Raw genomic sequence first — 25135 nt, forward strand, 5'->3', positions numbered from 1 at the left:
CCACAATGCCCAAAGTCGACGAGACGCTTCGCAGCGTGACCTTGCGGTCCTAGGGAGCGCTCGAGACATGGCTGTTGACGATGGCTCACGCGAACAGATTGCGGCGATCGCCTGATTTCCGCGGAGATGGAAAGGCGCGTGCGGCTGATCGAGCAGGCAAAAACGCCGACAACCCTATGCCGACATTCAGAGCACCTGCACCAGTGTGGCACGTGCCGCCCTAAGGCTCGAGACAGACGAAGGATTTCCATCCATTCGCATCGGGGCAGGTTTTTGGTAAGCTGCCGCAGGGCAAACGGTGGAGCTGTTGTTCCAGTGGTCAACGATCGTCTTCTCGAACGCAAGATGACCGAGATCGAGCAAGCGCGAGCATGGAGCCCGCGCGTCATCTCAAAATTCGAAACGCTTATCAGGAGCGGCGACGACCTTGCGTTGTATCGTGTCAATCCGCTGGCCTTCGCCCGGGACCGCGCAATCGCCGAGCCTGAAGCAATCGACCTCTTCCTTCACGCGGCTCGCTGCGGCCTGTTCGATATGAGCTGGGACGTGCTCTGTCCCCAGTCCGGGATGGTGCTCGACAGTTTCGGCGCCCTGCGCACACTGCAGACCCATTACGTCTGCGGCCTGTGCGACGTATCGGGCGATACAGACCTCGACGATTTCATCGAGGTCTCCTTCTCTGTGTCGCCCCATTTGCGGCGCCTTCCGTTCCACGAGCCCGAGACGCTTTCTGTCGAGGATTTTCATTGGAAGCTACGCTTTGGCAATGACGGGCGGCTGCCCGGGCAGGACGTGCGTTTTCTGGACCTTTTGCGAGGCTTAGTGCGGGGCATGACGTTCCTGCCTCCGGGCACCACGACAATGCTGCGCGCCGACCTCGATGCCGGATCCCTGTCGGGCGTCAACGTGCAGACACAGGCGGCGTTCGCTGTAGCTATAACAGGGGATCCGGTGTTGGCGCCGACACTTCTTAAGATCAACTATGACGGCAAGCGTTTCTTGCCGGCGTTGCCGGTCGTGCCGCCCGGTCCGGTTGTCATTGAAGTTGCAAATACCGGGTCCGGTCGTGGCTCGTTGCTTCTCATCAACTGGCCGCCCGAGCTTGTCGCGTTGAAGACCAAACCGGCGCTCGATTTCGATCCATATGTTTCCGGCGGGGCTCTGCTTGCGCGACAAACCTTCCGCCAGCTCTTCCGTTCCGAGCGTGTCGACGAGAAGGAGGGGCTCGGCATCCGGCAGATCACCTTCCTGTTTACGGACCTCAAGGGCTCCACCGCCATGTATGAGCGTCTGGGCGACCTCAACGCCTATGCTCTAGTCCGCGAGCATTTCGCGCTTCTCAATGCTGCGGTCCACCAGCATTCCGGCGCTGTCGTAAAGACGATCGGAGATGCGGTCATGGCAGTATTCTCGCGGCCACCGGATGCGATTTCGGCCGCCCTTCACATTTTTGAAGAAATCGATCGCTTCAACTGCGACAATGTCAGGCCGGGGATCATCCTAAAGATGGGTGCCCACTGCGGTCCATCGATCGCCGTCACACTCAACGAGAACCTCGACTACTTCGGCCAGACCGTTAATGTCGCGGCACGCGTGCAGTCACTGGCGGAAGCCGGGCAGATTTGCATCTCCGAAGCGCTCTATTCCGCGCCAGGCGTGAGCGACCTGCTTGCCGGCCTAGGCATCGTCGCGTTTGATGCGCCTCTTCGAGGTGTGGAGGGCGATGCGACTGTCTATCGCATTGTGCGAGGATAGACGCACACGGCGATGCTTTTGGCTGCCTTCATGTGTACAGCTGTGTCGGAACCCAGATAGGCGCGCGTATCCGCTCGTCTGCAATCAGTCCTCGGCCGGCCCTGCAGGGTCATGCGCCCAGTTTCCATCACATAGCCTCGGTCGGCGATGCCCAGCGGGGCACACGCGTTCTGCTCTACCAAAAGCACCGTGACGCCCAGCGTCTTCGAATTGCTGATCCATGATTTGCGCGACCAGACCCTACGCAATGGTCTAGCTTGAACGATGGAGTCTTGTATCACAACATCGGCTCTTCAACGTAGGAGCAATGGCGGGCATAGATGTCGTTGCTTGCCGATTTGACCGGAAGGCTAACAGCACGATGCCACTCATGATTCGACGATTGGGAGCCAAGTATCTGGCACGCCCGACACAACGTCTCCGACATCTGGGCGCGATGTTTGTCCTGGTTGCCAGGGCGCTGATTGTTGGGATCGCCCTCTTGTTGGCTGGTCAGGCAGAGGCTCAGGCGCCGGCAACCGTCCCGCCTGAAAGGGTCAAACAGCTATTCGAGCTGCTCGACGATGCGTCAGTGAAGGCCTGGGTGGCCGAACAGCGAAATCAGGACGCTGGGTCAACGAGAGCGCCTGCGGAGACAGGAGCTTCTCCGGCCGACGCACCGTCCGGCGCAGCGACCGCACCAGGCCAGATGAATACGATGGCATCCTCGACGCTCGATATGATCAGGCATCATATCGGAATAATCGTGCACACTTTGCCCCTGCTGCCAAGCCAGTTCGCGCGCGTTCGGGCAGAGACCATGGAGGATATGTCCAGCAAGGGATCTGCCGGTGTACTCTTGCTGATTGCGATGTTCATCGCTGCCGGCCTGGCGTTCACTTGGGCAACATACAAGTTGACCCGTCCATTTCGTCTCTGGATTATCGCGCAACCGAAGGGTACGCCCGTTGGGCGGGCCAAGAAGATCGGCGGTCGCATGCTTTATTCCAGCATGCTGATCGTGTCGTTCGCACTGGGCAGCGCCGGCGCGTTCATGCTGTTCGACTGGCCAATGCTTATCCGCGAGATTGTACTGACATTTCTGATGGCGGCAGTCATTACATGGGGTGTGCGCATGTACGTCATGGCCATACTCGTCCCTTCCTTCATGAACGTCGAGAACGCTGTAGAAGTTCGTGCTTTGCCGATCACCGACGAAGCGGCTGACCATTGGTCCTATTGGCTACCTCGAATCGTTGGCGTCTTCGCCTTCTTCGCCGCCGCGTTCATCCTCTTGCCAGGTCTCGGCATCGATCAGGACGGAATGATGGTCCTGTCGCTTGGCGCCGATTTCGTGCTGCTGTTGCTTTTGCTGCTGGCCATCTGGCGTCGGCCAAGAACGCAGCGAGACGGTGCGCGCCACAGCGTTCACACGGAAGCGACATGGCTATTGACGGCTTATTTGGTCGTCCTGTTCCTGCAGCGCATCGCCGGGCTTTATGTAATGTTCTGGTTCACCTTCGCCGCATTCTTCCTGCCGTTGGCGATCGTGATGACGCAGCGCGGAGTTAATTTCGTCCTGCGGCCAGGTTCGGAAGATCTCGGCCGACCTACGATCCCGGCGGTGGCGATCGCTGTCATCGATCGCGGGATCCGTATGATTTTTATCCTGGCGGCGGCTTACTTTCTCGCGCGTGTCTGGGGTCTGGACATGCAATCCATGCGCGACAGCGATACGACGACCTTCATATTGCGCGGCCTGATTAATGTTGTGGTCATTGCCCTCGCGGCCGATTTCGGCTGGTCGATCATCAAGGCCTTGATCGAACGAAAGCTGGGGATTGAAACACCACACCCTGTCATCAGCGACGAAGAGGCCCCGATGCTCGATCCGCAGCAGGCGCGGCTGCACACGCTGTTGCCGATCCTCCAGAACATTCTGCTCGCATCGATCATCGTGATGGCGGTGCTTATGATACTCGCCTCGCTCGGTATTCAGATCGGCCCGCTGATCGCAGGCGCTGGCGTTGTCGGCGTGGCGGTGGGCTTTGGGGCACAAACCATCGTCAAGGACATCATTTCGGGCGTGTTTTTTCTGCTCGACGATGCGTTTCGTGTCGGCGAATATATTTCCTCCGGCAATTACAAGGGCACTGTAGAAAGCTTTTCGCTGCGTTCGGTGAAGCTGCGCCACCATCGGGGTCCGCTGTTTACGATTCCTTTCGGTGAACTCGGGGCCGTCCAGAACCAGAGCCGTGACTGGGTTATCGACAAATTCAACATCACCGTCGGATATGACACCGATATCGAATTCGCTCGCAAGCTGATCAAGCGGATCGGCCTCGAATTGGCGGAAGATCCCGAGTTCAAACACTGGGTGCTCGACCCGATCAAAATGCAGGGCGTGCAGGAGTTTGGCGAGTACGGCATCGTATTGAGGGTCAAGGCCACAACGAGGCCGGGAGGCGCCTTTGGTATGAAACGCAAATTCTATGTACGCCTCCGCCAGGTGTTCAAGGAGCAGGGCATCGAACTCCCATTCCCGACCGTCCAGGTCCAGGGGCTACAGAACCCACATGGGGCAGAGAATGCGCCGGTGGACATCACACCCGTGTTAAAAATGGCCGCCGCGCAATCGCACACCATTCGTCGCCGAAAAAAAGCCAGCACAATGGAATAGCAAAGAGCGCCGTCAATCGATGGGCCACGCCAGCGCTCTGCGCAAAACGGCTATCTAGGCTGGATTCTCCAAGCCCCTTTTGCTAGCCAGACAGGATGAGCAACCGATTGCCGCCCGCATGGGCAAAGCACCTCAAGACCCAACCCTCGCCGAAGGCGGCATCACCGAAGGCTGCGCCACTCAAAGCGCAGTCTAAGTCAGGCCCCCACCGCAGCCACGCCGACGACTTGCTTTTACGGCAGGCGCTCGAGTTGCAGCAGGCCGAACGTCTGTCCGAGGCTGAGGAACTGTGCCTCAGGGTCCTGGCTCGCACGTCAAACCATCCCCTAGCTCTGTATATCCTGGGAACGCTCGGGGTCGGTTTCGATAACGAAAAGTCACTGCGATATTTCGCTCGGGCGGTGGCAGAGGATCCGCAGAACCCCTACTACCATCTCAGCCTCGGCGAGACCTATTTGAAGGTCAGCGAATTTACGCCGGCGATCAGGCACCTTCAGTACGCCCTGGACTTGAAGCCGGATCTGGTGGAAGCGCTTTGCGCCTTGGGCGATGCATACAATGCGTTTGACAAGGGGGAAATGGCGCTGCCGCTCTTTGAGAAGGCGCTCAGGGTCGACCGAGATCATCCCGCAGCCCGGTTGGGGCTGCCCCGCGCGCTCGCAAGCCTCGGCCGTATGGACGAAGCCGGGGTTCATCTGAAAGAGGCAATAGAACGGCGCATCGCGGTACCGGCTGCCCACAATGCACTTGTACACACGCGCAAATTCGCTGGAGAGCCGCCCGAACTCGGGGCAATCCTGACGGAGCTTCAAGACCCGGGCCATGGACCGGAGGGAGCGGCAGCGCTTCATCACGCCGCGGGAAAGGTTCTCAACGACCTCCATCGCTATAAGGAGGCGATGGATCACTTCAAGAGGGGGAATCAAGCCGAGGGCCATACATTCGATCTGCAATCTTACCGTCGCTGGGTCGATGTCATGATCGAAACCTTCACGCCGGAACTGGTCGCTTCAAGAGCCGCGTACGGCAATCCCTCGGAGGCGCCTGTATTCGTCGTCGGCATGCCCCGTTCGGGCACGACATTGACGGAGCAGATCTGTGCCAGCCACCCCAATGTTCATGGCGCAGGCGAGCTCAGCAAGCTTAGGCGAATAGCCAGTGGACTCGGTGTCGTAGACGGCTCCAACGCGAGCCTCGGTCAATCGATCGCGATGATTACTCCCGATCTGACCAGGACTTTGGCCGAAGAGCACCTTGCTTATCTGCGCGAGCGGGCTCCCGACTCGCTGCGAATTGTTGACAAGATGCCTCACAATTTCGAGATGATCGGCCTGGTTGGCGTTCTTTTCCCTAAAGCGCGTATTATTCATTGTCGTCGCGACGCCATCGACAATTGCATCTCCTGTTTCGTCCTGCAGTTCAATAGAGCCCACAGCTACAGTGCCGATCTTGAGACGCTGGGGCTTTACTACAGGGAATATGATCGCTTGATGCGGCATTGGGATAGTGTTTTCCCGGGTCGTATTTTCGAAAATCGCTACGAGACGTTGATCGAAAATCAGGAGCAGCAGTCGCGCCGGCTCATAGATTATCTCGGACTGCCGTGGGACGATGCCTGCCTGCGCTTTTTTGACAGGGGCGGCTCCGTAAATACCTACAGCAATTGGCAGGTCCGCCAGCCGATCTATACGTCATCCGTCAAGCGTTGGAAGAATTACGAAAGCGAGATTCAGCCGTTGATCGAAGCCTTGGGCGATCTTGCCGAGGTTTGACAGGTAGTGCTTGATGCTACGCGCATCTTAGGTTGCATCCTATCCCGCTGGCGTACGCTTTCCGCCGGGAGGGTTTCCTCAGGCTGAGTTCCTTCACACCCGCTCTGTCCCGCCTGCGTATCCTGGCCACAGAGCCTCCCACCTTCGCGCGTCGCTTTGCCAAGCAGTTTTGGCTCCTTCTTTCCTTTCGCTGCGAGGATTGCTCTTCCACGTCTGCAAGCGTGGCAGCAGGCGGGCGGCCATGCCATCGGCTGTCCGAAGTTCCATACGAACGGCATGAAAAAACCCGGCGGTTGCCCGCCGGGTTTTTCGATTTCAATCAGGCAGCGCCTGTTAGAAGGAGCGCTGGAAGCGGAGCATACCGCCGACGCTGTTCTTCTTGTCGGCATTCGTCCAGTTCGAGAAGCCCACATCGTCGAAATGACCTGCGTGCAGGTAGTCGACTTCGGCCGTGACCGTGAAGCCAGGAACGATGTCATAGGCAATGTTCGCCGCGATGCCGAGGTTCTTCCAGTCGTCATACGAAGCCTGGGCGTTGAACGAGGTCTTCTCGTTGAACTTGTAGGTGCCACCGCCCCACACTGCCCAGTTGCCGCCCCACTGCTTGTAGAAGCCGCGGCCGCCAGCCGGGAGCGCATAGGTAGGATCGTTGTAATTGTCGTCGGTGCCGTAGCCAGCCATGATCCACAGCGACAGTGCGCTGGAGACATTCACGTCCAAGCGAACCTTGCCGGCCACTTCTTCGTAGTTGCTGTCATAAGCGACGACACCGGTGATGGCGCCCCAACCCTGCGTCCACTTCACGCCGCCGACGACATGCGGAACGTAGCTGTCGATCGTGCCAACGCCGTAGGCACCAGGAGAGCCTGCGCCCGAACCTTCTTCAAGCGAAACCACCGCCGAGAAGCCGTTGCCGGCGTCGAAGTAGTACTGCACGACGTTGGTGTCGAAGTCGCCGTAAGGAACAAGCGTATCCTGGATCACGTTGCCGGCATAACCGATGAACGTGTTGAAGGCCGATTCGTCCTTACCGACGCGCAGGCCGCCGAGCTGGATCCAGGCGAAGTTCAGCGAGGCGCCCGAGTTACCGGCAGGATTGCCATTGTAGGTGGCATAGCCGTTGCGATTGTTGAAGTTGAAGCGGGTCTCGGTGTAGGTCTTCAAGGTGCCGAGTTCGGTTTCCTGGCCGGTCCAGGTCTTCAGCGTGAAGCGGGCCTTCTTGCGCCAAGTCTCCTGTTCGTCACCGGACTCCACGTCACGGGACTTCGCACCATCGAACGAACCGACGTCGCCACCGCTGATGTCATAACGGACATAGCCGCCGATGCGCAGGCAGGTTTCGGTGCCGGGGATGTAGAAGTAGCCAGCGCCGTAGACGTCGCAAATCTTGACGTATTCAGCGGGCTCCGGCTCGGCGACGACGACGGCGTCGGCGGCGCGCGCACCGGAAACTGCGAGCAGAGCCGCAGCGGAGCCGAGGAGAAGGCTCTTGATGTTCATTTTCTGACCTCCAGTCAAAAGTTAAAAAACGGGTCTGGGTATTCTTTGCTGAAGGACAGCGTTCCCTGCCCCATCCCCACTACCGAAAAAGATGCGCACCGCGCCGCTTCCTCGAAACCGACATTACCCATGAGCCAGCGGCGTTCAACAACGATCGTACCGGCGAAAGGGCCGTTCGGCTGCTATCCCCGACCTGTGTTGCAGAAACGTCACGATTTGGCCTCACTTGGAAAGCTCTCGTTAACCATCGGGGCCGCCGCAACCGCTTGTTTCCAGCCGAATCCAGCGATCGGAGGACGGAATCATGGCGAGGTCGCGAGTCGCCAGCCAGGGAATTGCCGCAGATCCGCCGCACCCGACGAAAGGCCGAAATGTTCGGCGCGCTCACCCTTCTCCATATAATGACAAGGGCCTTGTTGATTGTGCCGGCGCTTTTCTTTATCCAGCGGCGCAACGCAGAGGCGGCCGAGTGGTCGAAGGCGCTGCCCTGCTAGGGGAGGCTCAATCTTTTGGTTGATCCGAAACTCCCGGCCACTGTTCCGCAAGGCTTACAGCATGGGAGATCTCCAGAGCCTGCACGAGTTCCGCCGCCAGAAAGAGCGGGCGGGACGGATTCGTTTTCTCGAGAGGGATGAAGAGGCGCGGCTGTTCGCCGCCATCAAGAGCCGCAGCGAGGAGGCTTACAGGCTTTCCGTCTTCCTGGTCGATAGCGGCTGCCGTCTCGGCGAAGCGCTCGGGCTGACCTGGAACGACATCAAGGAACATCGCGTCAGTTTCCAGACCATCATATCCGGTCGCAGCCGCACCATCCCGATGACCGAGCGGGTCAAGGAGGTGATCAAGCTGCCTCCGAACGGACGCTCTCGGCCGAAGGGCCCGTTCGCCAAGTTGAGCCAGGCACAGTTCGGTGCCATCTGGAACGAGGCGAAAGCCGAGGTCGGACTTGGCGCCGACCACTAGGTCGTGCCGCACATCCTGCGTCACACCTGTGCTGCGCGCCTCGTCCGGGGCGGCATCGACATCAGGCGTGTGCAGATGTGGCTGGGTCATCAGACGCTGTCGATGACGATGCGCTACGCGCATCTGGCCGTCAACGATCTCGATGGCTGCGTCACCGTGCTCGAAGGGCTGCTACCGGCAGCGCAGGAGATCAAGAATGAAACCGGGTCATGATGAAGGTCTCGTCAGGGGCCGCGCGCAAAAGCGCCAGCGACCGGGGTCTTTTCGCGGAGTTTAGGTTTGGTCGTGCTCGAACACAATGTAGGCCAAGCATTACTCCAAGCAACGTCATCATCTCCACTGGACGGAACGTTGCCAATTGTGCATTGTGTTTGCCTTCTATGACCTCCGGAACGCACTGACGTACTAGGTCTCCTCGGCTAAACAGCGGTCACGCGACTTGGGTGCATTTGAATGAGGTAATCTGCATGGTCACTAGGCGGCGATTCTCACGAGGCGGAAACCTTGTTAAGCAGGCCAGCCGACCGAGACTGGAAAATACGGTGGCTGCCGCCGTGTCGAAAATTCTTCTTGAGCACGATCCGACAATCGGCAAGCCGGCCCTTAGAATTGCCGCGAAATTGGCAGGGTATATATCTTCAGCAATCACTGTTCAAACTCAGGCTGTTCAGCGAGCCCTCCCAACCATTGAGGATGACGTTGAAAACCTCGCTCAGATATTTATCGGTCATATGGTGGCAGAGGCACAAGGCCGATTTGACCCACGACTGCAGCGTTTCAAAGCGGTACCGCCACCGGCGGTCCCCCAAGCGCCTCTCAGTGCGGCGAGTGATTGGGCTGGGCCGGTAGCTGGGCCAACAGTGATAGAAAGACATTTTGGGATACCGAGGTCGACGCTCTTTCGGTGGCAGAAACGCGATGAGGTGATCGCACTTAAATCCGGAAGCAGCAGGTTTGTTTTTCCATTGAAGCAGTTTGTCGATGCTCGCCCTGCAGATGGGATAGCCGAATTGATCGCGATGTTTGGCGACCATCGGCTTGCCTGGAAATGGTTGATGGCACCGACGGACAAGCTTGGCGGGAACCCCCCGATAGATACTCTGTTAACTGGTAAGCTAGCCAATGTTGTTGCTGCCGCGCGCCTGGCCTTGGGGGAGGCACCTGATGTTTAGCCCCGGCATTTGGTGGCGGTCGTTCAGTTGAGAACTTGGCGCAACGCAACATGACCCCAAGCGGCTGCCCGCGGCCCGTCGTCTCAATGACGACCCTTCCAGCCAGCCATTCTCGACAAGCAGTTGGACAGCCTTGCCATCGCGCCCTCCTCCTGACGAACACCTTGGAACGGTCAAGCCGTCGGTGCCGTGCCGTGCCGCTCGCGCGCGGTCTTGCGGATTATTTCCGCGATTTCCGGGCTGCTGCTGCATAGCATCTGGAAATCCGCCGCGTGCAGCGACAGGAGTGAGACCGCCGTTGCGGCGCTGACGGTCGCCGTACGCGGTTCGCCGCTCATCAGCGCCATCTCGCCGAAGAAGGCGCCAGGGCCAAGCTCCACCGGGTTCGACATCACGACGCTCACCCGCCCCTCCACAACAAAGAACATCCGATCCCCGGTCTCGCCCCTTCGGCAGATCACGGCGCCGGCCGGCAAACTACGAGGCCTCAAGGCGCGCACGATCTCGACCAGCGCGGCCGGGCCCAGCTTCTGAAACAACGGCACAGCGGCGACCAATTGCCAATTGCGGACGAAATCCTCGCGACGGATTTCTTGATAGAAGCCGGAGGCAAGAATGCCGGCCCACAGCGCGAAGACGCCGATGCCACACATCATGACTGCCCCAGCAAGGACGCGGCCGGCGAAACTTTGCGGAATGGCGTCGCCATAACCGGTGGTGGACAGCGTGACCACCGCCCACCACATTGCCTGAGGGATGCTGCCGAACTTTTCCGGTTGGATGTGGCGCTCGATGACATAGGCCGCGAGCGCGACACCGAACAGAACGACGCCGAAAAGCGTGGTGACGCCGATCAGGTTACGCGCTTCGTTGGCCAGCACCCTGCCGAGTACCGGGAAGAAGGTCGAGTCGCGCAGCGGTTTGAGCAGCCAGATAGCACAGTAGAGGCTCCGGTCGGGCGTGCCTTCGAGCAGAAATGCAGCGAGTGGAACCAAAACCGCGAGCATATCAATGGCGATTGCCGGCGTCCTGTCCCGAAGGTCTCCCGCCCAGTGCTTGATCAGAGTCTCGGCCATCTGCAGGAGATAAGCGCCCCAAATGACCGCCAGCACGGCAGTCAGAGCCAGCCTGCTTCGTGCGGACATGTCCGGCATGGTGAGCGCGGCCACCGCCAGTAGCCCAGGCGCAGCCAGCACCGCGTTTAGCGGCGCGTGAATTCTCAAGAAAGGCAGTACCGACATTCTGTGCCCACGAGCGGATGCTATTCCTCCAGAATAGGATGCCTTCAAGGCAAGCGCAAAGGTGGCGCTTTCGCTGGGATGTTCATCACGAGGTGAACTCAGATGGCCTGAACGTGAACCGACAGGCCGAAATCGAGAATGGCCCATCCGGGCATTTGCAACAGGTTTCAACTGTTCCAGGGAGCCGGGCCGACGCGTTCTTGGCCGTAGAGATGCCCGGTCTCGAAGACGGCCGGCTCTCGGCGGCAATGGTGACGCTGCCGGCGGCGACACCCAAGAAGAACGCTCCAATCCGCCTGGTGTCACGAGCGTGAGTTCCCCCCGGCCCTTCGCCCGCTACCCAAAACATGTGCGGCATCACAGGCGGCAGGAAGGACACTCGAGAGGCGCATTTAGTACGCGACGGCAACTGCATGGTTGCGACGTTGCGTGCGCCCAAGCTACCGGGGCCGGTGAGTCACCGCAGAGGCAATTCAAGGAGGCACCATCGAGGTCTTGTGGCTTCGATCCAGCCGCTCTGAGCGGACTCGAGGGATACAAAGCGGTACGATACATGAGATCCGATTCTCCTGCGGTCGTCCCGCCCAGTTCAGAATGAGGCGGCCTACCTTGACTTTGTGGTCCAATGACTGAGTACCCGCGCCTCAAATACAGCATGCAAGCCGTTCGCAAGGCAGGCGACCGGCTGGCAAAACCTATGCAGCTCGGACAAGGCACCACTGCCGGCCAGTACGTGGACACGATGCGAATCTTCTCAATCGCCAATAGCTGGCGCGACTCGCACTTTCTGCCGATGCGGAGCGTTCGGTTCTCTGTCGGTCACTACATGAAAGCCCTGCGATTGAAGGGCGACATGGCATCGCGTCCGAAGCGTCTGGCATCCATTTGTCGGAAGCTTCGAGAGTCCACCACCAATTTGGACACCATGAACGATATCGGCGGCTGCCGAGCGATCATGCCCGACATCAAAAGCGTCCGCTTGCTTCTCGAATCGATGCGAGACAAGTTCCCCCATGAGATACACTGTCGGGAATTTAACTATATCGATGAGCCGAAGGCGGACGGCTATCGAAGTCACCATATTGTTTTCCAGTACCGACCCAGAGCTGCCCACACCCACGCTTTCGAGGGACGACGCATCGAATTGCAAGTTCGGACCACACTTCAGCACTCATGGGCAACTGCAGTTGAGGCCGTCGGGCTGTTCCAGCGCCAGGATTTGAAGCACGGAAACGGCGAGCAGGATTGGCTACGTCTTTTCCAGCTTATGTCGGCGGAATTCGCGCAGGTTGAGCAGTGTCCCATTGACGTCGGTGTTCCGGATCGCGATGACCGAGTGCGGGAACTGCGGGATATCAACAGGCGTATAGGTGCAACAAGTATACTGGCAGATATCACGAATCTTACCCTCCGCTCAGAGAGCCTCGTACAGCCAACGGGACATTTTCGGCATCATTTGGTACAATATAGAGCGGATCAGAACGTTACCATTCAACCATTCCGAACTCTCATCATGGGGGCGCGGAAATTGGAAGAAATAGAGAAGAAAATCGCGCTAAGGGGAATTGATTGGACGGTTGCGTTGGTCGAGGTGGATAAGGTCGAAAAGCTTGTCGACCTATACCCGAATTACTTTGGGAATGTTTCATTGTTCGCCCGCAGTCTGAAATCCATATGCTCGGGAAAGTCACTGTCTACAGAATAGCCCACACCGGATGGTAGCTCCGAAGGAACGCCCGACTATGGTTGGCCAAGCGTCGCTTTCCGTTTGAAGGAGCCGGACCATTGGCCTTCCTCGACAGTCTCCTGGGTCCGGTCCGAACGGACAATCTCCCGAAAGCTCACACCTATTTCAGCGTTGCCAGCACGCCTGCGGCTGACCGCAGGTCTGCTGTCTCCAAGCCTTCCCCGAATCGCGCGAAAATCGGCAGGAGAAGAGCCCGTGCGTCCCTGTGTTGTCCCCGAGCGGCCAGCAGGGAAGCAAGGTCGACAGCGGTCCGCAGCTCCCATGCCCGCGCGCCTTGACGATCACTGAGTTCCAACGACCGCCGAAAACACATTTCGGCCTCTTCGTCGGCGCCAGGGCGCGGGGCCGCGAGAACAAGGGTTCCCTTTACGCGCAGCAGTTCCGGCATATAGCAAAGATCGCCGCTTGCCTCGACGTCACGGATCGTCTCCTCGATCAGTGAAAGTGCCTCCGCGGATCGGCCCGCCGCAGCCAGGCCCAGAACAAACGAGATATTGAGCGGCGTGGTGAGCAGTTCGTAAGGCGCGGCGTGGAGTTCGGCAAGGCAGCGTCGAAGGCCTTCGACACCGCTGCTTGGGCTGCCGCGACGAATGGCGATCTCCCCTGTGAAGCCGCCTCCCAGTGCGAGATAGGGCCCGAGAGAATGAAATTCGGCACGAGAGAAAAGACGATTGATGTGTTTCTCAGCGAGCTCCAGCTTGCCGATCCAGAGGAACACGGAAATCGCCCAGACAAGTGCAATGGAGAGAGACAGGGGATGGTTCAGGACTTCCGCCTCCTCAATCGTCAGCAGCGCGCGCTCCGCGGCCCGATCAGGATGGCCTTGCAGCCACAGTGTCCTTGCCAAAATCGATCCCGCCAGAATCTTGCCGTCAAAGCCGAGATAGTTCGTCGTGGTTCGGTTGGAGCGCGGCCCGTATCGCAACGCCGCTTCGAGCGCGGTCTGGGCACGGCCGAGCTCTCCGCTGAGGTGAAGCGAAATCCCCATCAAGGAATGCGCCAAAGTGGTGGAGACCGAATCCTCAAGCGTTCCGGCAATGACGGAACAGCGCTCCGCATATTGCAACGCGGTCCTGAACTCTCCCGTACGCAGGTGAAACATTTGCAGCGGGCCTAGAATCCGAAGCTGATCGAGCGCCTCGCCACGTCGGTCGGCAATGACCAGGCTTCTGTTCAATGCCACGCGCGCCGCATCTCTTCCACCACGCGTGAACATCAGGGAGACCCCAAGGGCTGCCTGAAGATGCATCTCCTCCAATCCGCCTCTAGTAGTATCGTCAAGAGTAACAACCGCTTGCGCCGCCCAGCGATGACATTCGGTGAGCAAGGACATCGACAGAAAAAAGGGGGCCGCCGCGGCAGCCAGACGGACGCCGACGTCAGTGTTCCCGTCAAGTCCGAAGCACCAGTCCAGAGCCGCTCGCACATTGGCAAGGCCCGCTAGGTGAAATGACCGTTGTACGCCGCTCGACAAAGTAGGCCACTCGGCTCCTGTCTCCTCCAGCCAGCGCAGATAATGCGTCGCGTGACGCGCGGCCAGGCTCGCGTGCTCGGCATCGTCGACGTCGAGCTGAAGGGCGTAGGCTCGCGTCGTGTCGAGCAGGCGGTAACGCATCGTTGCCCCGGCAGGCCTTGCCGCTATCATCGACTTGGCGACCAGGCTGTCGATAGCGCCAAATACGAGTGCGTCATCGACGGTTGCGCTCGTCACAACTTCCAGGGCGGCCTCGATCGAAAAGTGGCCAACGAAGATCGCGAGGCGGCGAAGCAGAAGACGCTCGAACTCCGATAGCAGTCCGTAGCTCCAGTCCAAAGTGGCCTGGAGGGTCTTTTGCCGCGGCGGCGCGGTACGTTGTCCCGGCCACAATAGCGTCAGCCGTTCGTTGAGAAGTTCGGCGGTTTTCTGCAGGCCATAAGTCGCAACCCGTCCAGCCGCCAGCTCAATCGCGAGCGGCACGCCGTCGAGCTTGCGGCAGATACCGGCCACGATGGCGGCATCCGCATCTTGGAGATCAAGCCCGGCACCGCTCGCGGCAGCGCGTTCCAGGAACAGTTGGATCGCAGGGAAGCGGCGCGCAGTGGACGCGGTGAGTTCCAGATCGGCAGGCGCGCATGCGAGCGGCTCCAGCTTGTAAACGTGCTCCCCTTCGACTTGAAGGGGCTCGCGGCTCGTTGCCAGCAGGTGGGCTTGCGGTGCGGCGGCGAAGATGCGGGCCGCCAAGTCCGCCGCGGCGTCAATGACATGCTCGCAAGTGTCAAGAATCAGGAGGATCCGCTTGTCTGCAAGGTAGGCGAGCAGACTGGGGGTCGCGTCTTCGGACTGTAGAGACAGCCCTAGCGTCGAGGCCACCGTCGTCGCAACCAAGCCCGGATCACTCACCGCCCCGAGATCGACGAAATGCACGGCACCCGAGAATGCTTCGACGAGATCGTGGCCCACCGCCACAACAACAGCGGTCTTGCCGACACCACCCGTGCCGACGATCGTAATGAAACGCGTCTCGGCCAGTTGAGTTGAAAGTCGGACAGTGTCGTCAGTCCGGCCGACCATCCGGAGCAGGCGGCTTGGCAGATTGGCTTGCGGATAGCTGGCGACGACATCCCTTTGGCCATTGTCTTGACCATCCGATCGCGAGACCGGGGCCACAAAGCAGTAGCCGCGCCCCGTCAGAGTGGCGATGTAGCGCGCGCCGCCCGCGCCATCGCCCAACGCCTTTCTGAGGTTGGCGATTTGAAACCGCAAACTGCCTTCTTCGACGGTAACGTCGGGCCAGACATGGGCCAGCAGGTCCTTCTTGCTGACGATTTCGTTGGGGCGCGCAGCCAAGGCTGTAAGGATGTCGAAAGAGCGCGCGCCCAGATTGACAGGCGCGCCTTGCCGCAGCAGGAGCCTCTCGCCCGCCGCCAGCGTAAAGGGACCAAACGATATCCTGTCGCTCGTCTGCGCGGCTGGCGATATCATGGCATCATTCTTTATTGCTTTTTGTTGGCTGGTCAGACGCGGTTCCAAGTCCACTACCTATGTAGCAAAAAGTCGATTTCGTGGCCCCGAGGGACGATTGGGGCAGGACAGGAAGCAGCTCAGGCCCAGTTCCAGGACGGGCGGCACTGGCGAGCGCTAACACCGCATCATAGTGTATAACGGGTGCTCCGGGCGATCTCTCTCTATGTGTGGAAGCAGCAAGAACGTTTGCTGACCGGCCCAGGGAGAATGATCATGCTTGCAGTGTCGCTATCGCTCGTGCCGCAAAACTTGCTTGGGCCGCAAGCCTTTAAGTGCGTTTTCCACGCTCGTGGAGAGCGAAGCCACGCGCCAATTTCCAAATCGAATTCAAAGTGCCCTTTTGCGAAGGACCCAGACATCATGACCCAATCTGAAAAGCTCCTGTATACCGCCAAGGTCCGCACCACTGGCGGTAGGGACGGCACATCCCGCAGTTCCGACGGTCGACTGGACATCAGGCTTTCCACGCCCGGCGGACCGGGCGGCGGCGCCAATCCGGAGCAGCTGTTCGCAGCCGGCTGGTCGGCCTGCTTCGAGGGCGCAATGGCAATTGCCGCCCGCAAAATGAACGTCAGGCTGCCCGCCGACCTCGCAATTGACGCAGAGGTGGATCTGAACACTGCCGACGGTGCCTTCTTCCTCGGCGCGCGCCTCAATGTGAGCGTACCCGGGCTCGACCGCGACGTTGCCAAGGCTGTTGTAGAGGCAGCACATCAGAACTGCCCCTACTCGAAGGCCACGCGCGGCAATATCGAAGTCGCAATCAGCCTCGCTTAGCTACCGATCACATCGATCGATCTTGCATGTCACTCTCGGCAAAATGTCATCACGACAGGGCGGTGCACCAATGAACGCGATCAAAAACCCGGAAGAAATCAATCACCATCGGCGTCGCCTCTTCGGCGTTGCTGCCGCGACAATCGCCGCGGCACAACTTGGCGCGATCGGGGTTGCGGAGGCGCAGGGCGACGGGCCTAAAAGGACAGTCTCCCCCATGCTGAAGGCACGGACCTCGTTCTCCTCAATGAAGCAGATCGACGCGGATCTGCTGAGCGTCGGATATGCCGAGGACGGTCCTGCGGACGGCCCGCCGGTGATCCTTCTGCACGGATGGCCCTACGACATTTACAGCTATGTCGATGTCGCGCCGCTGCTTGCCAACGCAGGGTACCGGGTCATCGTGCCATATTTGCGCGGTTACGGTACGACGCGGTTCCTGTCGGACGCAACACCTAGGAACGGTCAGCAGGCGGCGCTTGCGTCTGACATCGTTGCGTTGATGAATGTGCTGGACATCCAGAAAGCGGTCATCGCCGGCTATGACTGGGGCGCGCGCACAGCCAACATCATCGCCGCGCTCTGGCCTGAGCGCTGCAAGGCCATGGTGTCAGTCAGCGGCTATCTCATCGGCAGTCAGCAGGTGAACCAGGCGCCGCTGCCGCCGAAGGCCGAATTGCAGTGGTGGTATCAATATTACTTCGCCACTGAACGGGGACGGGCGGGTTACGAGAAATATACCCGCGAATTCACGCGCCTCATCTGGGCGCTCGCCTCACCCAAATGGGCTTTCGACGATGTAACTTTTGAACGCTCCGCTCCCGCGTTCGACAACCCCGACCACGTCGCGATCTCTATCCATAACTATCGCTGGCGACTCGGTTTGGCGCCAGGTGAGCCAAAATATGATGGCTTGGAACAAAAGCTCGCGGCGTTTCCGGCGATCGGTGTACCGACGATTACGATGGAGGGCGACGCAAACGGCGCGCCGCATCCGGATCCGGCAAATTACGCCAAGAAGTTCTCCGGCAAATACGAACACCGGCTGATCTCAGGCGGCATCGGTCACAACCTGCCGCAGGAGGCTCCACAGGCCTTTGCGCAGGCGGTCATCGACGTCGGCAAGTTTTGACAACCTGTCAAGCGGCTTCCCGATGAAACCTGTCCACCGCCTGCGGTGTGTGGTTGCGACCATTGCGTAATCCGTCTTCGCAGCGATGCCGGATGAATATTCCGCAGCGGGTCGGCTCGCCGCAGCCTTAGCTAAAGAACTCTCTGAAAGACCCAAATATTTAGCCCTGCGACCATCGCAATGGCACTACACCAACAAAACCATCGAAAGGTTATGTGAGATGACAAGACTGCTCGCAGGATTGGCAATCGCCATGTCCGTATCAGGCAGCGTTTACGCGCAGTCAGAAAAGCCCACCACTGTTCAGCCCACCATCGTTCTGGTTCACGGCGCGTTCGCCGACTCATCGAGCTGGAACGGAGTCGTCAAGATCCTCGAGAAGGATGGTTACCCCGTTGTGGCCGCTGCCAATCCCCTGCGGGGTGTCGCCACTGACGCTCAATATGTTGCCGATATCGTATCCGGCATTACATCGCCTGTCATTCTGGTCGGACATTCCTACGGCGGCTCGGTCATTAGCGAAACCGCCGATGGCCATGCCAATGTCAGGGCGCTCGTCTATGTTGCGGCGTTTGCACCGGAGGTCGGCGAGACGGCCGCCGGGCTTGCGGGCAAGTTCCCAGGCAGCACTCTTGCGCCCACGCTCGCTCCACCCGTTCCGCTGTCAGGCGGCGGCAAGGATCTCTACATCCGGCAGGAGAAGTTCCGCGACCAGTTTGCAACCGACGTTTCTATCCCCGAGGCAAAGCTGATGGCTGCCACGCAACGGCCTATCACGGAAGCGGCGCTGAACGAGGCCCAGACCGCGGCGGCGTGGAAGAAGATTCCGAGCTGGTTCATCTACGGCAACAAGGACAAGAACATCCCACCCCAAGCTTCCGCCTTCATGGCCGAACGAGCGCACGCGCGCAAGACCGTGGTGGTCAAAGGCGCCTCGCATGCGGTGATGGTTTCGAACCCTGAACCTGTCGCTCGGCTGATCGAAAAGGCAGCAGCGGAGGCATCGCGATGAAAGCCGTCGTGATGAACCGATGGGGCGGGCCGGACGTCATCGAGTTTGTCGACATGCTCGAGCCAACGCCAGGTCCGGGAGAAGCCCTGGTTGAAGTCGCTGCGGCTGGCGTGAACTTCATGGACACGGGCGTTAGGCGCGGACTTGCCTGGACCGACGTGCCGGATCCGAAGATTTTGGGCGTAGAGGGCGCTGGCCGCGTGATCGCGGTCGGTGATGGGGTCAGCGATCTTTGGCCGACCCGTCGTGTCGCCTGGGTGTATTCGCCGGGGAGTTATGCCGAGAGGACCGTGATACGGGCCGATGCGCTGGTGCCGATACCGGATGCGATCGACGATCGCACGGCGGCGGCTGTGATGATGCAGGGCCTCACAGCCAGCCATTTCGCGACGGATTTCTATCCCGTGCAGCCCGGCGACATCGCGCTTGTCCATGCCGCGGCTGGTGGAGTCGGTCTGCTGCTTACCCAAATCATCAAGCTGAGGGGCGGCCATGTCATCGGCCGCGTGTCCTCGGCAGACAAGCTGGCGATCGCCAAGGAGGCGGGCGCCGATCACGTCATTGTAGATGCCGAAGGGCAATTCGCCGACGAAGCAATTCGCCTGTCGGGCGGCGAAGGGGTGCATGTGGTCTATGATGGCTCCGGTCCCAAGACATTCCAAGGCTCGCTGGATGCGCTCCGCCGATCGGGCACCTTCTGCTGGTACGGACCCGTCCTGGGCGGTCCTGGCCCGATCGACATTATGGCGCTGCCGAAGAGCATCAAGATCGGCTACGCCACCTTTTTTGATCATATCCATACACCGGAACTGCTTCGCTCGCGTTCGATCCGACTCTTCCATTGGATCGTCGAGGGCAAGCTCAAAATCAGGATCGGCGGCGAATATCGGCTGGCGGATGCGGCGAATGCCCATGCCGACATGGAAAGCCGAACGACCACTGGAAAGCTGCTGCTCATACCTTAGAACCGCGAACGAAGTCAGCCCCAAGGACTGCCGCGTTTGCACCGGGGCGCGCAGGAGCGCGGTCATGGGCGGTCAGACCCGGCTCCGTGGCCTCGATCAATTCGTCGAGGACAAGCAACTGAGCCCGGCGCACCTGCCAGACCCACCGCGGATCATCTGCCCGCCGCCCAGAGTGCCCGACCCGCTGAAGCGCATCGCCGGCTCGAAACGGAGCCGGCGAGCGTCGATGGATCGCGTTGCGGTCCCTGCGTCCCTGCCCTGCTCGACGCGGATCAGCATGCGTGTGCTATCGATATCGTCGACCTTGAGGTGCGCGACCTCGGACACGCGCAGTCCCGCGCCATAGGCGACACCGAGCGCGGCTTTGTACTTGATGCCTGGGGCAGCTTCGAGCAGCCGCGCCGCTTCCTCCACGCTCAGCACGTCGGGCAGCTTGCGGGGACATCGGGTGATCACCAGCGCGCGGGCCAGATCCCGCCGCTTCAGCGTCACCGTGAACAGGAAGCGCAGCGCCGAGACCGCGCCGTTGATCGTCGCCGGTCCGACGCCACTCTCATGCTGATGCAACTGGAAGCGCCGGATGTCCTCGGTCTTGGCGGTGTCGGGAGCGCGGCCAAGGAACGCGACGAAGCGCCGGACCTGACGAACGTAATCCTGCTGCGTATGCGGTCCCAAGCCCCGCATCAGCATGTCCTGCTGCATGCGCTGGCGAAGCGGCGTGATCGGAGCGTCGGTCGACAAGGTAGCCATGGCAAGTTCCTCTCGTTGAAGGGAACTCCATGGTCGGATCGCACGCTCTACCTGCCCAGAGCCTTAAACAATCACACTTACCTCACCGCTCGCACCCTCCCGCGAAGCGGGTTCGTGCCTCACGAGTTCATTCGTCGGTTCCTGCTCCATGTCCTGCCGCGCGGCTTCCATCGCATCCGTCACTACGGCTTGCTCGCAGGCGGCTCTCGCAAGGACTGCCTCGCGCTCGCCCGCCAATTCCTGGACGTCGCCGCGCCGCCCGATGACGATAACCTCGACGATCCGGACAACTTCCGCCCGCCGTGCCCTTGCTGCGGCGGACGCATGATCGTCATCGAGACGTTCGAACGGTGGAGGCAACCGCGCGGACCGCCGGACGCAACGGCGACAACCGGGAGAACGTCCCATGACCCGGCATGGCATGGTCGAGCCTTCAGCTGCAGGCGCTCAGCCGCCGGCGACGTATCCACGCGAGTCCATGGTGACTACCGTCGCCGAAAGGCGCGCGTCCGGACCTGCGCCGAGCCGGCAACATCGCGCGCAAGCGCAACAATGCGGCATGCCCGTATCAATCGCGGCGTCTCCCGGCGGCGGTCGCGCCATCGCCGACACCAGCCGCAGATCGAAATCCCCATAGCCATCGCCTGCGGCCCGCGGGTTCCTTCCTCGGGGACTTTCGTACGCCTGCCAGCGCCCGAAACTCTTCACGCAAACGGAACGTCCGGTTTCGCGATGACCAGGTTAGTAGCCGACCTTTGCGCCCAGTCTAGCGCGGCCCACTTTCGTCAATTGCAGGCGTGCTAACCGGGTTGAACGCTGCGGACAGTTTTCGGAGCTTGGGTGGCAAACCTTGCACTGCCAGAGCGCAGATTGTCTTGGAACACCTTTTTCATTTCCCGAAAAGTAGAGAAGCCAAAACAACGGGCAAGTCTTGTCAGCGCGGTTGTGCTAACAGAGCAACGGTTGGCAATCTCGGCTGCGCTTTCAAATGCAACTATCTCGGGTCGTTCGAGTGCCTGCCGAGCCACCTTCTCCAGGGCTGGGCTCAATCGAACCTCGCGCTTCGCGATCGCCGTTTTGATTTCGTGAAGAGACTTCGGTTTGTCCTTAAGTCCGAGCGATTTCATTCGAAAGCTCCCACACTTCGAAGAACCGGCGGCCAGATGCCCGCAAAACTCAGTCCGTGCCATTTGGCGATCACGACCCTCGTCAGCCCAAGCGTTCTGAGGCAAACGACCCCGGCGACGCAGGAAATACGACGGTCTTGTTCCCGTTTAGGAAAACCCGACGGTGGATATGAGCGTGAATTGCTCGGGCAAGCACCTGTGCCTCGACATCGCGGCCGAGGCTGACATAGTCCTCGTTTGACTGCGCATGTGTCACGCGGATCGTGTCTTGCTCGATGATTGGCCCCTCGTCCAGATCGGCCGTCACGTAATGCGACGTGGCCCCGACCAGCTTCACGCCCCGGTCGTGCGCCTGCTTGTAGGGATTGGCGCCCTTAAATGACGGCAGGAAGGAATGGTGGATGTTGATGATGCGGCCCGACATTTTCCGGCACATCTCATCCGACAGCACCTGCATGTATCGCGCCAGCACGACCAGTTCAGCGCCCGTCTCCTCGACGACGCGCATTTGCTGCGCTTCGGCCTCGGCCTTATTCTCTTTCGTCACCTTGATGAGGTGAAACTGGATGTCGTGGTTCACCACGACCTTCTGGTAGTCCATGTGATTGGAAATCACTGCGACGATATCGATCGGAAGCGCACCGATCCGCCAGCGATAGAGAAGATCGTTGAGGCAATGGCCAAAGCGCGAGACCATTATGATGACCCTGCGCTTGACGCCCTCGTCGAAGAACTCCGCTTCCATGCCGAACTGCGAGGCGATTGCCTTGAAGCCCGAACGGAGTCCTTCCAGCCCCGATCCGCCTTCGGAGCGGAAACTCACCCGCATGAAGAAGTTGCCGGTGTCGGCATCATCGAACTGCGCACTGTCGGTAATGTTGCAGGACTGGTCCGCGAGGAAGGTCGAGATCGCCGCGACGATCCCCCTGGTCGAGCGGCATTCGACGCGAAGTGCAAAATTCATCATTGGCTCTGTTCCTGAGCGAAGTTACGCATGAAGCCGTCGGCGAGACGCTGTCAGGTGTTGGAAAGCAGGCATGCAATGGTCATTAGGCCGACGTGAGTTGCTTGCATTCCTTCGCGTTGCCTGTGCGGCGGGCCCGGCCGATGGTGTCAGTTTGATCCTGCGAGCGGGTTGCCGACGACGCGCCAACACCGTCAGCCCAGCACGCTCGCCAGGGTGACAGGGTTGCCGCTCTTCGCCGATAGCGTCGCGGCCTCGGCCATCCCCAGGGCGGCAACACCGTCATTCAGGGTAACTGGAGGCGCCTTTTTCTTCCGTGATCGCGCTGACAAAAGCCGCCCATTCGGCCGCCTACGCGGGCATGTAGCGCTCCAGGAAGAAGTAGGTTGGTTTGGCACCGGTCACGCCCGCCGAGCTTTTCCGCGGCTGCGGTGTTGATGTCCGATACCGCGATGAGCGTGCTGTCGGGATGCGACGAGATAGCCGTCGCGCGAACGCCGGCGATACGTCCGGCACCGAGAAGGCCGACTTTGAGCATGGTTGTCCTCTAACTTTGCTACCTGGTGATCCTCTAAATCAGCGAGAAAAGCCTTGAAGGCACCTGCCCATCGATGGGAGCGAGGCCGTCCCTCCCGATTTGAAAGAGGCTTCTGGAATTGGTTCAAGCTTTTGCCTGCTCCAGGAACTCACCGTATTCCGGCTCCGCGATCGAAACATTGTGCTGTGGCTGCGGGTATGCGCCGGAACCGACGTCGGCGATGAATTCCTGGAATGCCGCAATCCGCTCTTGCTGGAGTCGCGCAAACTCGGCCGCGAAATTGCGATAGGTCTTGGCGTGCCGTGGCTTATGCCCATCGGTGTGGCCCAGTATGTCCTCCGCGAACAGATATTGCGCATCGGCGCCTGGGCCGGCCCCCATGCCAAGCATGATCATCGATGTGCTCTTCGAGATGAACTCACCGATCCGATCCGGCACGACCTCAAGCTCGGCTCCGAAGCAACCGATCGCTTCAAGCTGCTTCACCTGCTGCCAGACCTTGAGAGCTTCCTGGGCAGTCTTCCCCACGGCGCGGAACCCGGTCCAGGTGATGTATGAAGGGACAAGTCCGACATGCGCAACGATCGGCACATGGTTGTCACAGAGTGACTTTTGAATGTCGTAGGCGGCCGCGCAATAGAAGCAGTCGCCGCCCATGGCCGCAAAGTGGAAGGCTGCGCGCAGATAGTCCTCGGCCGTTGCCAAGGGGCGGCCGTCAAAAGTCCCCCAGCCGCCGTAAGGTAGCCCCACCTGCACGAAGCAACGTCCAGCCGCTTCGCGCATTTCGGCGGAGAAGAAACGGCCCTCGATGGAGAGCATGTCGATGCCTGCCGCGTTCGCCGCCGCGGCCTCTTCGATGGTGATAACGTAGAGCATTGAGATTTTCTGCCCTCGCGCCTTCATGGCACGAATGTCGGCGACCGTGGGGCGGGTGTTTCTGTGGACCATTGTCTTACACCGTGAACGCGTTGCGGAATGCTTCGAGCGCTGCTTCAGGATCGCCAGAGGCGAAGGCTTCCATCCCGACTGGCCCTGAGTACCCCATCGCCTTCAGCGCCTTGGCAATGGCGTGCCAGTTCACCTCGCCGGTGCCAGGTTCCATGCGCCCGGGAACGTCGGCGACCTGGACCTCGCCGATCCATGGCAGGCAGGCCCGGCAAAGCTCGATCAGATTTCCCTCGCCGATCTGCGCATGGTAGAGGTCCAGGTTGAGGCGCAGGCGCGGATGGTCAATCGAGGAGACCAACGCCAGAGTATCCTCGGCGCGCCCAAAGGGCACACCGGGGTGATCCAGCGGCAGATTGAGGTTCTCAAGCGTAAAGGTCACGCCCTCCATCTCGGCCATGTCCGCGATCCTGCTGAGAGTATCGCGCGCCTTCAGCCACATGGCGCCAGAGACCACCTCGACCGGCGTGACCGGCAGACCACCTTCGCCGAGGCCCGTGCCGTGGAGGTTCAGCCGCTCGACACCAAGGCGTTTTCCCACCTGTGCCGTCTCGCGCGCGGTTTTCAGCAGCTCGGTCGCGCCCTCGTCATCGGTCAGGCGGCCGCGCAGATAACCGTTCATGATGGAGAAGGTCGCCCCTGATTTCTCCAGCTTTGTCAGATCATGGTCTCGCCAGTTCCACAGCCCGACTTGGAATCCCATCTCGTGCAGGCGAGCGGCGCGCCATTCGATAGGCTTGTCACGCCAAAGCATCTCGGCGCAGGCAGCGAGCTGAAAGCGTTGACCTGTCATGACTTAAACCTCGACCATGACGCGGCCATTCTCGACCTTCGTCTTGTAGGTCTTGATGTTCTCGCAGGCCGGTGGCGTCTCTACTTCCCCGGTCGTAAAGTCGAAAACAGAAGCGTGCTTGGGGCACTCCACCGTGTTCCCCATGACGAGACCGTCGGCAAGGTGGATCTTCTCATGCGTGCAAAGCCCGTCCGTGCAGTAATACTCGTCCGCGTCGTTGCGGAAGATTGCGAAAGTGCGGCCGCCGTTCTCGAAGCGTTTGGCTTCCTCGGCTTCGATTTCATCTGCGGCGCAAGCGTCGACCCAGGGCATTGAATACCTC

18 protein-coding genes and 3 pseudogenes are annotated in these 25135 nt (G+C 60.1%); 11 read left to right on the top strand and 10 right to left on the bottom strand.

What is annotated here, in order from left to right:
* The first annotated feature begins 345 nt into the window (after positions 1-345).
* Complete coding sequence (locus FJ941_RS07825) at positions 346-1755, top strand: adenylate/guanylate cyclase domain-containing protein (protein ID WP_140504496.1); 1410 nt, start codon at positions 346-348, stop codon at positions 1753-1755.
* Here FJ941_RS07825 and FJ941_RS29380 read toward each other — a convergent pair.
* Positions 1734-1952, bottom strand: a pseudogene (locus FJ941_RS29380) (hypothetical protein); the annotation flags it as partial. The gene FJ941_RS07825 and the pseudogene FJ941_RS29380 overlap by 22 nt on opposite strands.
* 164 nt (positions 1953-2116) lie before the next feature.
* Here FJ941_RS29380 and FJ941_RS07835 point away from each other — a divergent pair.
* Together FJ941_RS07835 and FJ941_RS07840 are read left to right on the top strand one after the other, a co-directional pair.
* Entirely contained in the window at positions 2117-4414 is a 2298-nt protein-coding gene (locus FJ941_RS07835) for a mechanosensitive ion channel family protein (RefSeq protein WP_246673735.1), read from the top strand.
* Positions 4415-4509: 95 nt separating this feature from the next.
* The gene (locus tag FJ941_RS07840; RefSeq protein WP_140504498.1) at positions 4510-6186 is read left to right on the top strand and encodes a sulfotransferase; all 1677 of its coding nucleotides are present in this window, start codon (positions 4510-4512) and stop codon (positions 6184-6186) included.
* Positions 6187-6519: 333 nt separating this feature from the next.
* Here the strand turns inward: FJ941_RS07840 and FJ941_RS07845 are convergent, their stop codons facing one another.
* Complete coding sequence (locus tag FJ941_RS07845; RefSeq protein WP_140504500.1) at positions 6520-7686, bottom strand: porin; 1167 nt, start codon at positions 7684-7686, stop codon at positions 6520-6522.
* Positions 7687-8220: 534 nt separating this feature from the next.
* Between FJ941_RS07845 and FJ941_RS07850 the strand changes: the two are divergent.
* Both FJ941_RS07850 and FJ941_RS07855 read left to right on the top strand, forming a co-directional pair.
* Positions 8221-8859 (top strand): annotated as a pseudogene (locus tag FJ941_RS07850) (site-specific integrase); the annotation flags it as partial.
* A gap of 329 nt (positions 8860-9188) precedes the next feature.
* Positions 9189-9818 (top strand): antitoxin Xre/MbcA/ParS toxin-binding domain-containing protein, encoded by a 630-nt coding sequence (locus FJ941_RS07855; protein ID WP_181169743.1) that lies wholly within the window; start codon positions 9189-9191, stop codon positions 9816-9818.
* Between the two features lie 173 nt (positions 9819-9991).
* On the opposite strand, the gene FJ941_RS07860 is transcribed toward FJ941_RS07855, so the two are convergent.
* Positions 9992-11059, bottom strand: a complete 1068-nt coding sequence (locus tag FJ941_RS07860) for a cyclic nucleotide-gated potassium channel (protein WP_140504512.1) — start codon at positions 11057-11059, stop codon at positions 9992-9994.
* A 625-nt stretch (positions 11060-11684) separates the two neighbouring features.
* Between FJ941_RS07860 and FJ941_RS07865 the strand changes: the two genes are divergently transcribed.
* The gene (locus FJ941_RS07865) at positions 11685-12764 is read left to right on the top strand and encodes a RelA/SpoT domain-containing protein (protein ID WP_246673736.1); all 1080 of its coding nucleotides are present in this window, start codon (positions 11685-11687) and stop codon (positions 12762-12764) included.
* 142 nt (positions 12765-12906) lie between these two features.
* On the opposite strand, the gene FJ941_RS07870 is transcribed toward FJ941_RS07865, so the two are convergent.
* Positions 12907-15768, bottom strand: a complete 2862-nt coding sequence (locus FJ941_RS07870; protein WP_140504769.1) for a winged helix-turn-helix domain-containing protein — start codon at positions 15766-15768, stop codon at positions 12907-12909.
* A 402-nt stretch (positions 15769-16170) separates the two neighbouring features.
* Between FJ941_RS07870 and FJ941_RS07875 the strand changes: the two genes are divergently transcribed.
* From FJ941_RS07875 to FJ941_RS07890, 4 genes are all read left to right on the top strand, one after another.
* The gene (locus tag FJ941_RS07875; RefSeq protein WP_140504514.1) at positions 16171-16587 is read left to right on the top strand and encodes an organic hydroperoxide resistance protein; all 417 of its coding nucleotides are present in this window, start codon (positions 16171-16173) and stop codon (positions 16585-16587) included.
* A gap of 70 nt (positions 16588-16657) precedes the next feature.
* Positions 16658-17719, top strand: coding sequence for an alpha/beta hydrolase (locus tag FJ941_RS07880; protein WP_140504516.1), 1062 nt, complete (start codon positions 16658-16660; stop codon positions 17717-17719).
* 220 nt (positions 17720-17939) lie between these two features.
* A complete protein-coding gene (locus FJ941_RS07885) occupies positions 17940-18731 on the top strand; it encodes an alpha/beta hydrolase (RefSeq protein WP_140504518.1) in 792 nt (263 codons plus the stop codon).
* Positions 18728-19696, top strand: coding sequence for a quinone oxidoreductase (locus FJ941_RS07890; RefSeq protein ID WP_140504520.1), 969 nt, complete (start codon positions 18728-18730; stop codon positions 19694-19696). Before FJ941_RS07885 ends, FJ941_RS07890 begins: the two co-directional genes overlap by 4 nt.
* 96 nt (positions 19697-19792) lie before the next feature.
* Here the strand turns inward: FJ941_RS07890 and FJ941_RS07895 are convergent, their stop codons facing one another.
* Positions 19793-20446, bottom strand: coding sequence for a phage integrase N-terminal SAM-like domain-containing protein (locus FJ941_RS07895; RefSeq protein ID WP_246673738.1), 654 nt, complete (start codon positions 20444-20446; stop codon positions 19793-19795).
* A 126-nt stretch (positions 20447-20572) separates the two neighbouring features.
* Between FJ941_RS07895 and FJ941_RS29385 the strand changes: the two are divergent.
* A pseudogene (locus FJ941_RS29385) lies at positions 20573-20680 on the top strand (transposase); the annotation flags it as partial.
* A gap of 566 nt (positions 20681-21246) precedes the next feature.
* On the opposite strand, the gene FJ941_RS07910 reads toward FJ941_RS29385, so the two are convergent.
* The 5 genes from FJ941_RS07910 to FJ941_RS07935 all read right to left on the bottom strand — a co-directional run bounded on the left by FJ941_RS07910 (position 21247) and on the right by FJ941_RS07935 (position 25125).
* Entirely contained in the window at positions 21247-21573 is a 327-nt protein-coding gene (locus tag FJ941_RS07910; protein ID WP_140504524.1) for a MurR/RpiR family transcriptional regulator, read from the bottom strand.
* Positions 21574-21655: 82 nt separating this feature from the next.
* Positions 21656-22540, bottom strand: coding sequence for a formyltetrahydrofolate deformylase (gene purU / locus FJ941_RS07915; RefSeq protein WP_140504526.1), 885 nt, complete (start codon positions 22538-22540; stop codon positions 21656-21658).
* A gap of 658 nt (positions 22541-23198) precedes the next feature.
* On the bottom strand, positions 23199-24023 hold the full coding sequence (locus FJ941_RS07925) for a 3-methyl-2-oxobutanoate hydroxymethyltransferase (protein WP_140504528.1): 825 nt from the start codon (positions 24021-24023) through the stop codon (positions 23199-23201).
* Between the two features lie 4 nt (positions 24024-24027).
* Entirely contained in the window at positions 24028-24813 is a 786-nt protein-coding gene (locus FJ941_RS07930) for a TIM barrel protein (RefSeq protein ID WP_140504530.1), read from the bottom strand.
* A 3-nt stretch (positions 24814-24816) separates the two neighbouring features.
* The gene (locus FJ941_RS07935; protein ID WP_140504532.1) at positions 24817-25125 is read right to left on the bottom strand and encodes a MocE family 2Fe-2S type ferredoxin; all 309 of its coding nucleotides are present in this window, start codon (positions 25123-25125) and stop codon (positions 24817-24819) included.
* Between the last annotated feature and the right edge of the window lie 10 nt (positions 25126-25135).

It is taken from the genome of Mesorhizobium sp. B2-3-13, from assembly GCF_006442195.1.
Taxonomy (GTDB): domain Bacteria; phylum Pseudomonadota; class Alphaproteobacteria; order Rhizobiales; family Rhizobiaceae; genus Mesorhizobium; species Mesorhizobium salmacidum.

What these genes read in the sequence shown, in the direction of transcription:
- FJ941_RS07825 (WP_140504496.1), top strand. Translation starts at nt 346, where the DNA reads ATGACCGAGATCGAGCAAGCGCGAGCATGGAGCCCGCGCGTCATCTCA.
- FJ941_RS07835 (WP_246673735.1), top strand. Translation starts at nt 2,117, where the DNA reads ATGCCACTCATGATTCGACGATTGGGAGCCAAGTATCTGGCACGCCCG.
- FJ941_RS07840 (WP_140504498.1), top strand. Translation starts at nt 4,510, where the DNA reads ATGAGCAACCGATTGCCGCCCGCATGGGCAAAGCACCTCAAGACCCAA.
- FJ941_RS07845 (WP_140504500.1), bottom strand. Translation starts at nt 7,686, where the DNA reads ATGAACATCAAGAGCCTTCTCCTCGGCTCCGCTGCGGCTCTGCTCGCA.
- FJ941_RS07860 (WP_140504512.1), bottom strand. Translation starts at nt 11,059, where the DNA reads ATGTCGGTACTGCCTTTCTTGAGAATTCACGCGCCGCTAAACGCGGTG.
- FJ941_RS07865 (WP_246673736.1), top strand. Translation starts at nt 11,685, where the DNA reads ATGACTGAGTACCCGCGCCTCAAATACAGCATGCAAGCCGTTCGCAAG.
- FJ941_RS07870 (WP_140504769.1), bottom strand. Translation starts at nt 15,768, where the DNA reads ATGATATCGCCAGCCGCGCAGACGAGCGACAGGATATCGTTTGGTCCC.
- FJ941_RS07875 (WP_140504514.1), top strand. Translation starts at nt 16,171, where the DNA reads ATGACCCAATCTGAAAAGCTCCTGTATACCGCCAAGGTCCGCACCACT.
- FJ941_RS07880 (WP_140504516.1), top strand. Translation starts at nt 16,658, where the DNA reads ATGAACGCGATCAAAAACCCGGAAGAAATCAATCACCATCGGCGTCGC.
- FJ941_RS07885 (WP_140504518.1), top strand. Translation starts at nt 17,940, where the DNA reads ATGACAAGACTGCTCGCAGGATTGGCAATCGCCATGTCCGTATCAGGC.
- FJ941_RS07890 (WP_140504520.1), top strand. Translation starts at nt 18,728, where the DNA reads ATGAAAGCCGTCGTGATGAACCGATGGGGCGGGCCGGACGTCATCGAG.
- FJ941_RS07895 (WP_246673738.1), bottom strand. Translation starts at nt 20,446, where the DNA reads ATGGCTACCTTGTCGACCGACGCTCCGATCACGCCGCTTCGCCAGCGC.
- FJ941_RS07910 (WP_140504524.1), bottom strand. Translation starts at nt 21,573, where the DNA reads ATGAAATCGCTCGGACTTAAGGACAAACCGAAGTCTCTTCACGAAATC.
- purU (WP_140504526.1), bottom strand. Translation starts at nt 22,540, where the DNA reads ATGATGAATTTTGCACTTCGCGTCGAATGCCGCTCGACCAGGGGGATC.
- FJ941_RS07925 (WP_140504528.1), bottom strand. Translation starts at nt 24,023, where the DNA reads ATGGTCCACAGAAACACCCGCCCCACGGTCGCCGACATTCGTGCCATG.
- FJ941_RS07930 (WP_140504530.1), bottom strand. Translation starts at nt 24,813, where the DNA reads ATGACAGGTCAACGCTTTCAGCTCGCTGCCTGCGCCGAGATGCTTTGG.
- FJ941_RS07935 (WP_140504532.1), bottom strand. Translation starts at nt 25,125, where the DNA reads ATGCCCTGGGTCGACGCTTGCGCCGCAGATGAAATCGAAGCCGAGGAA.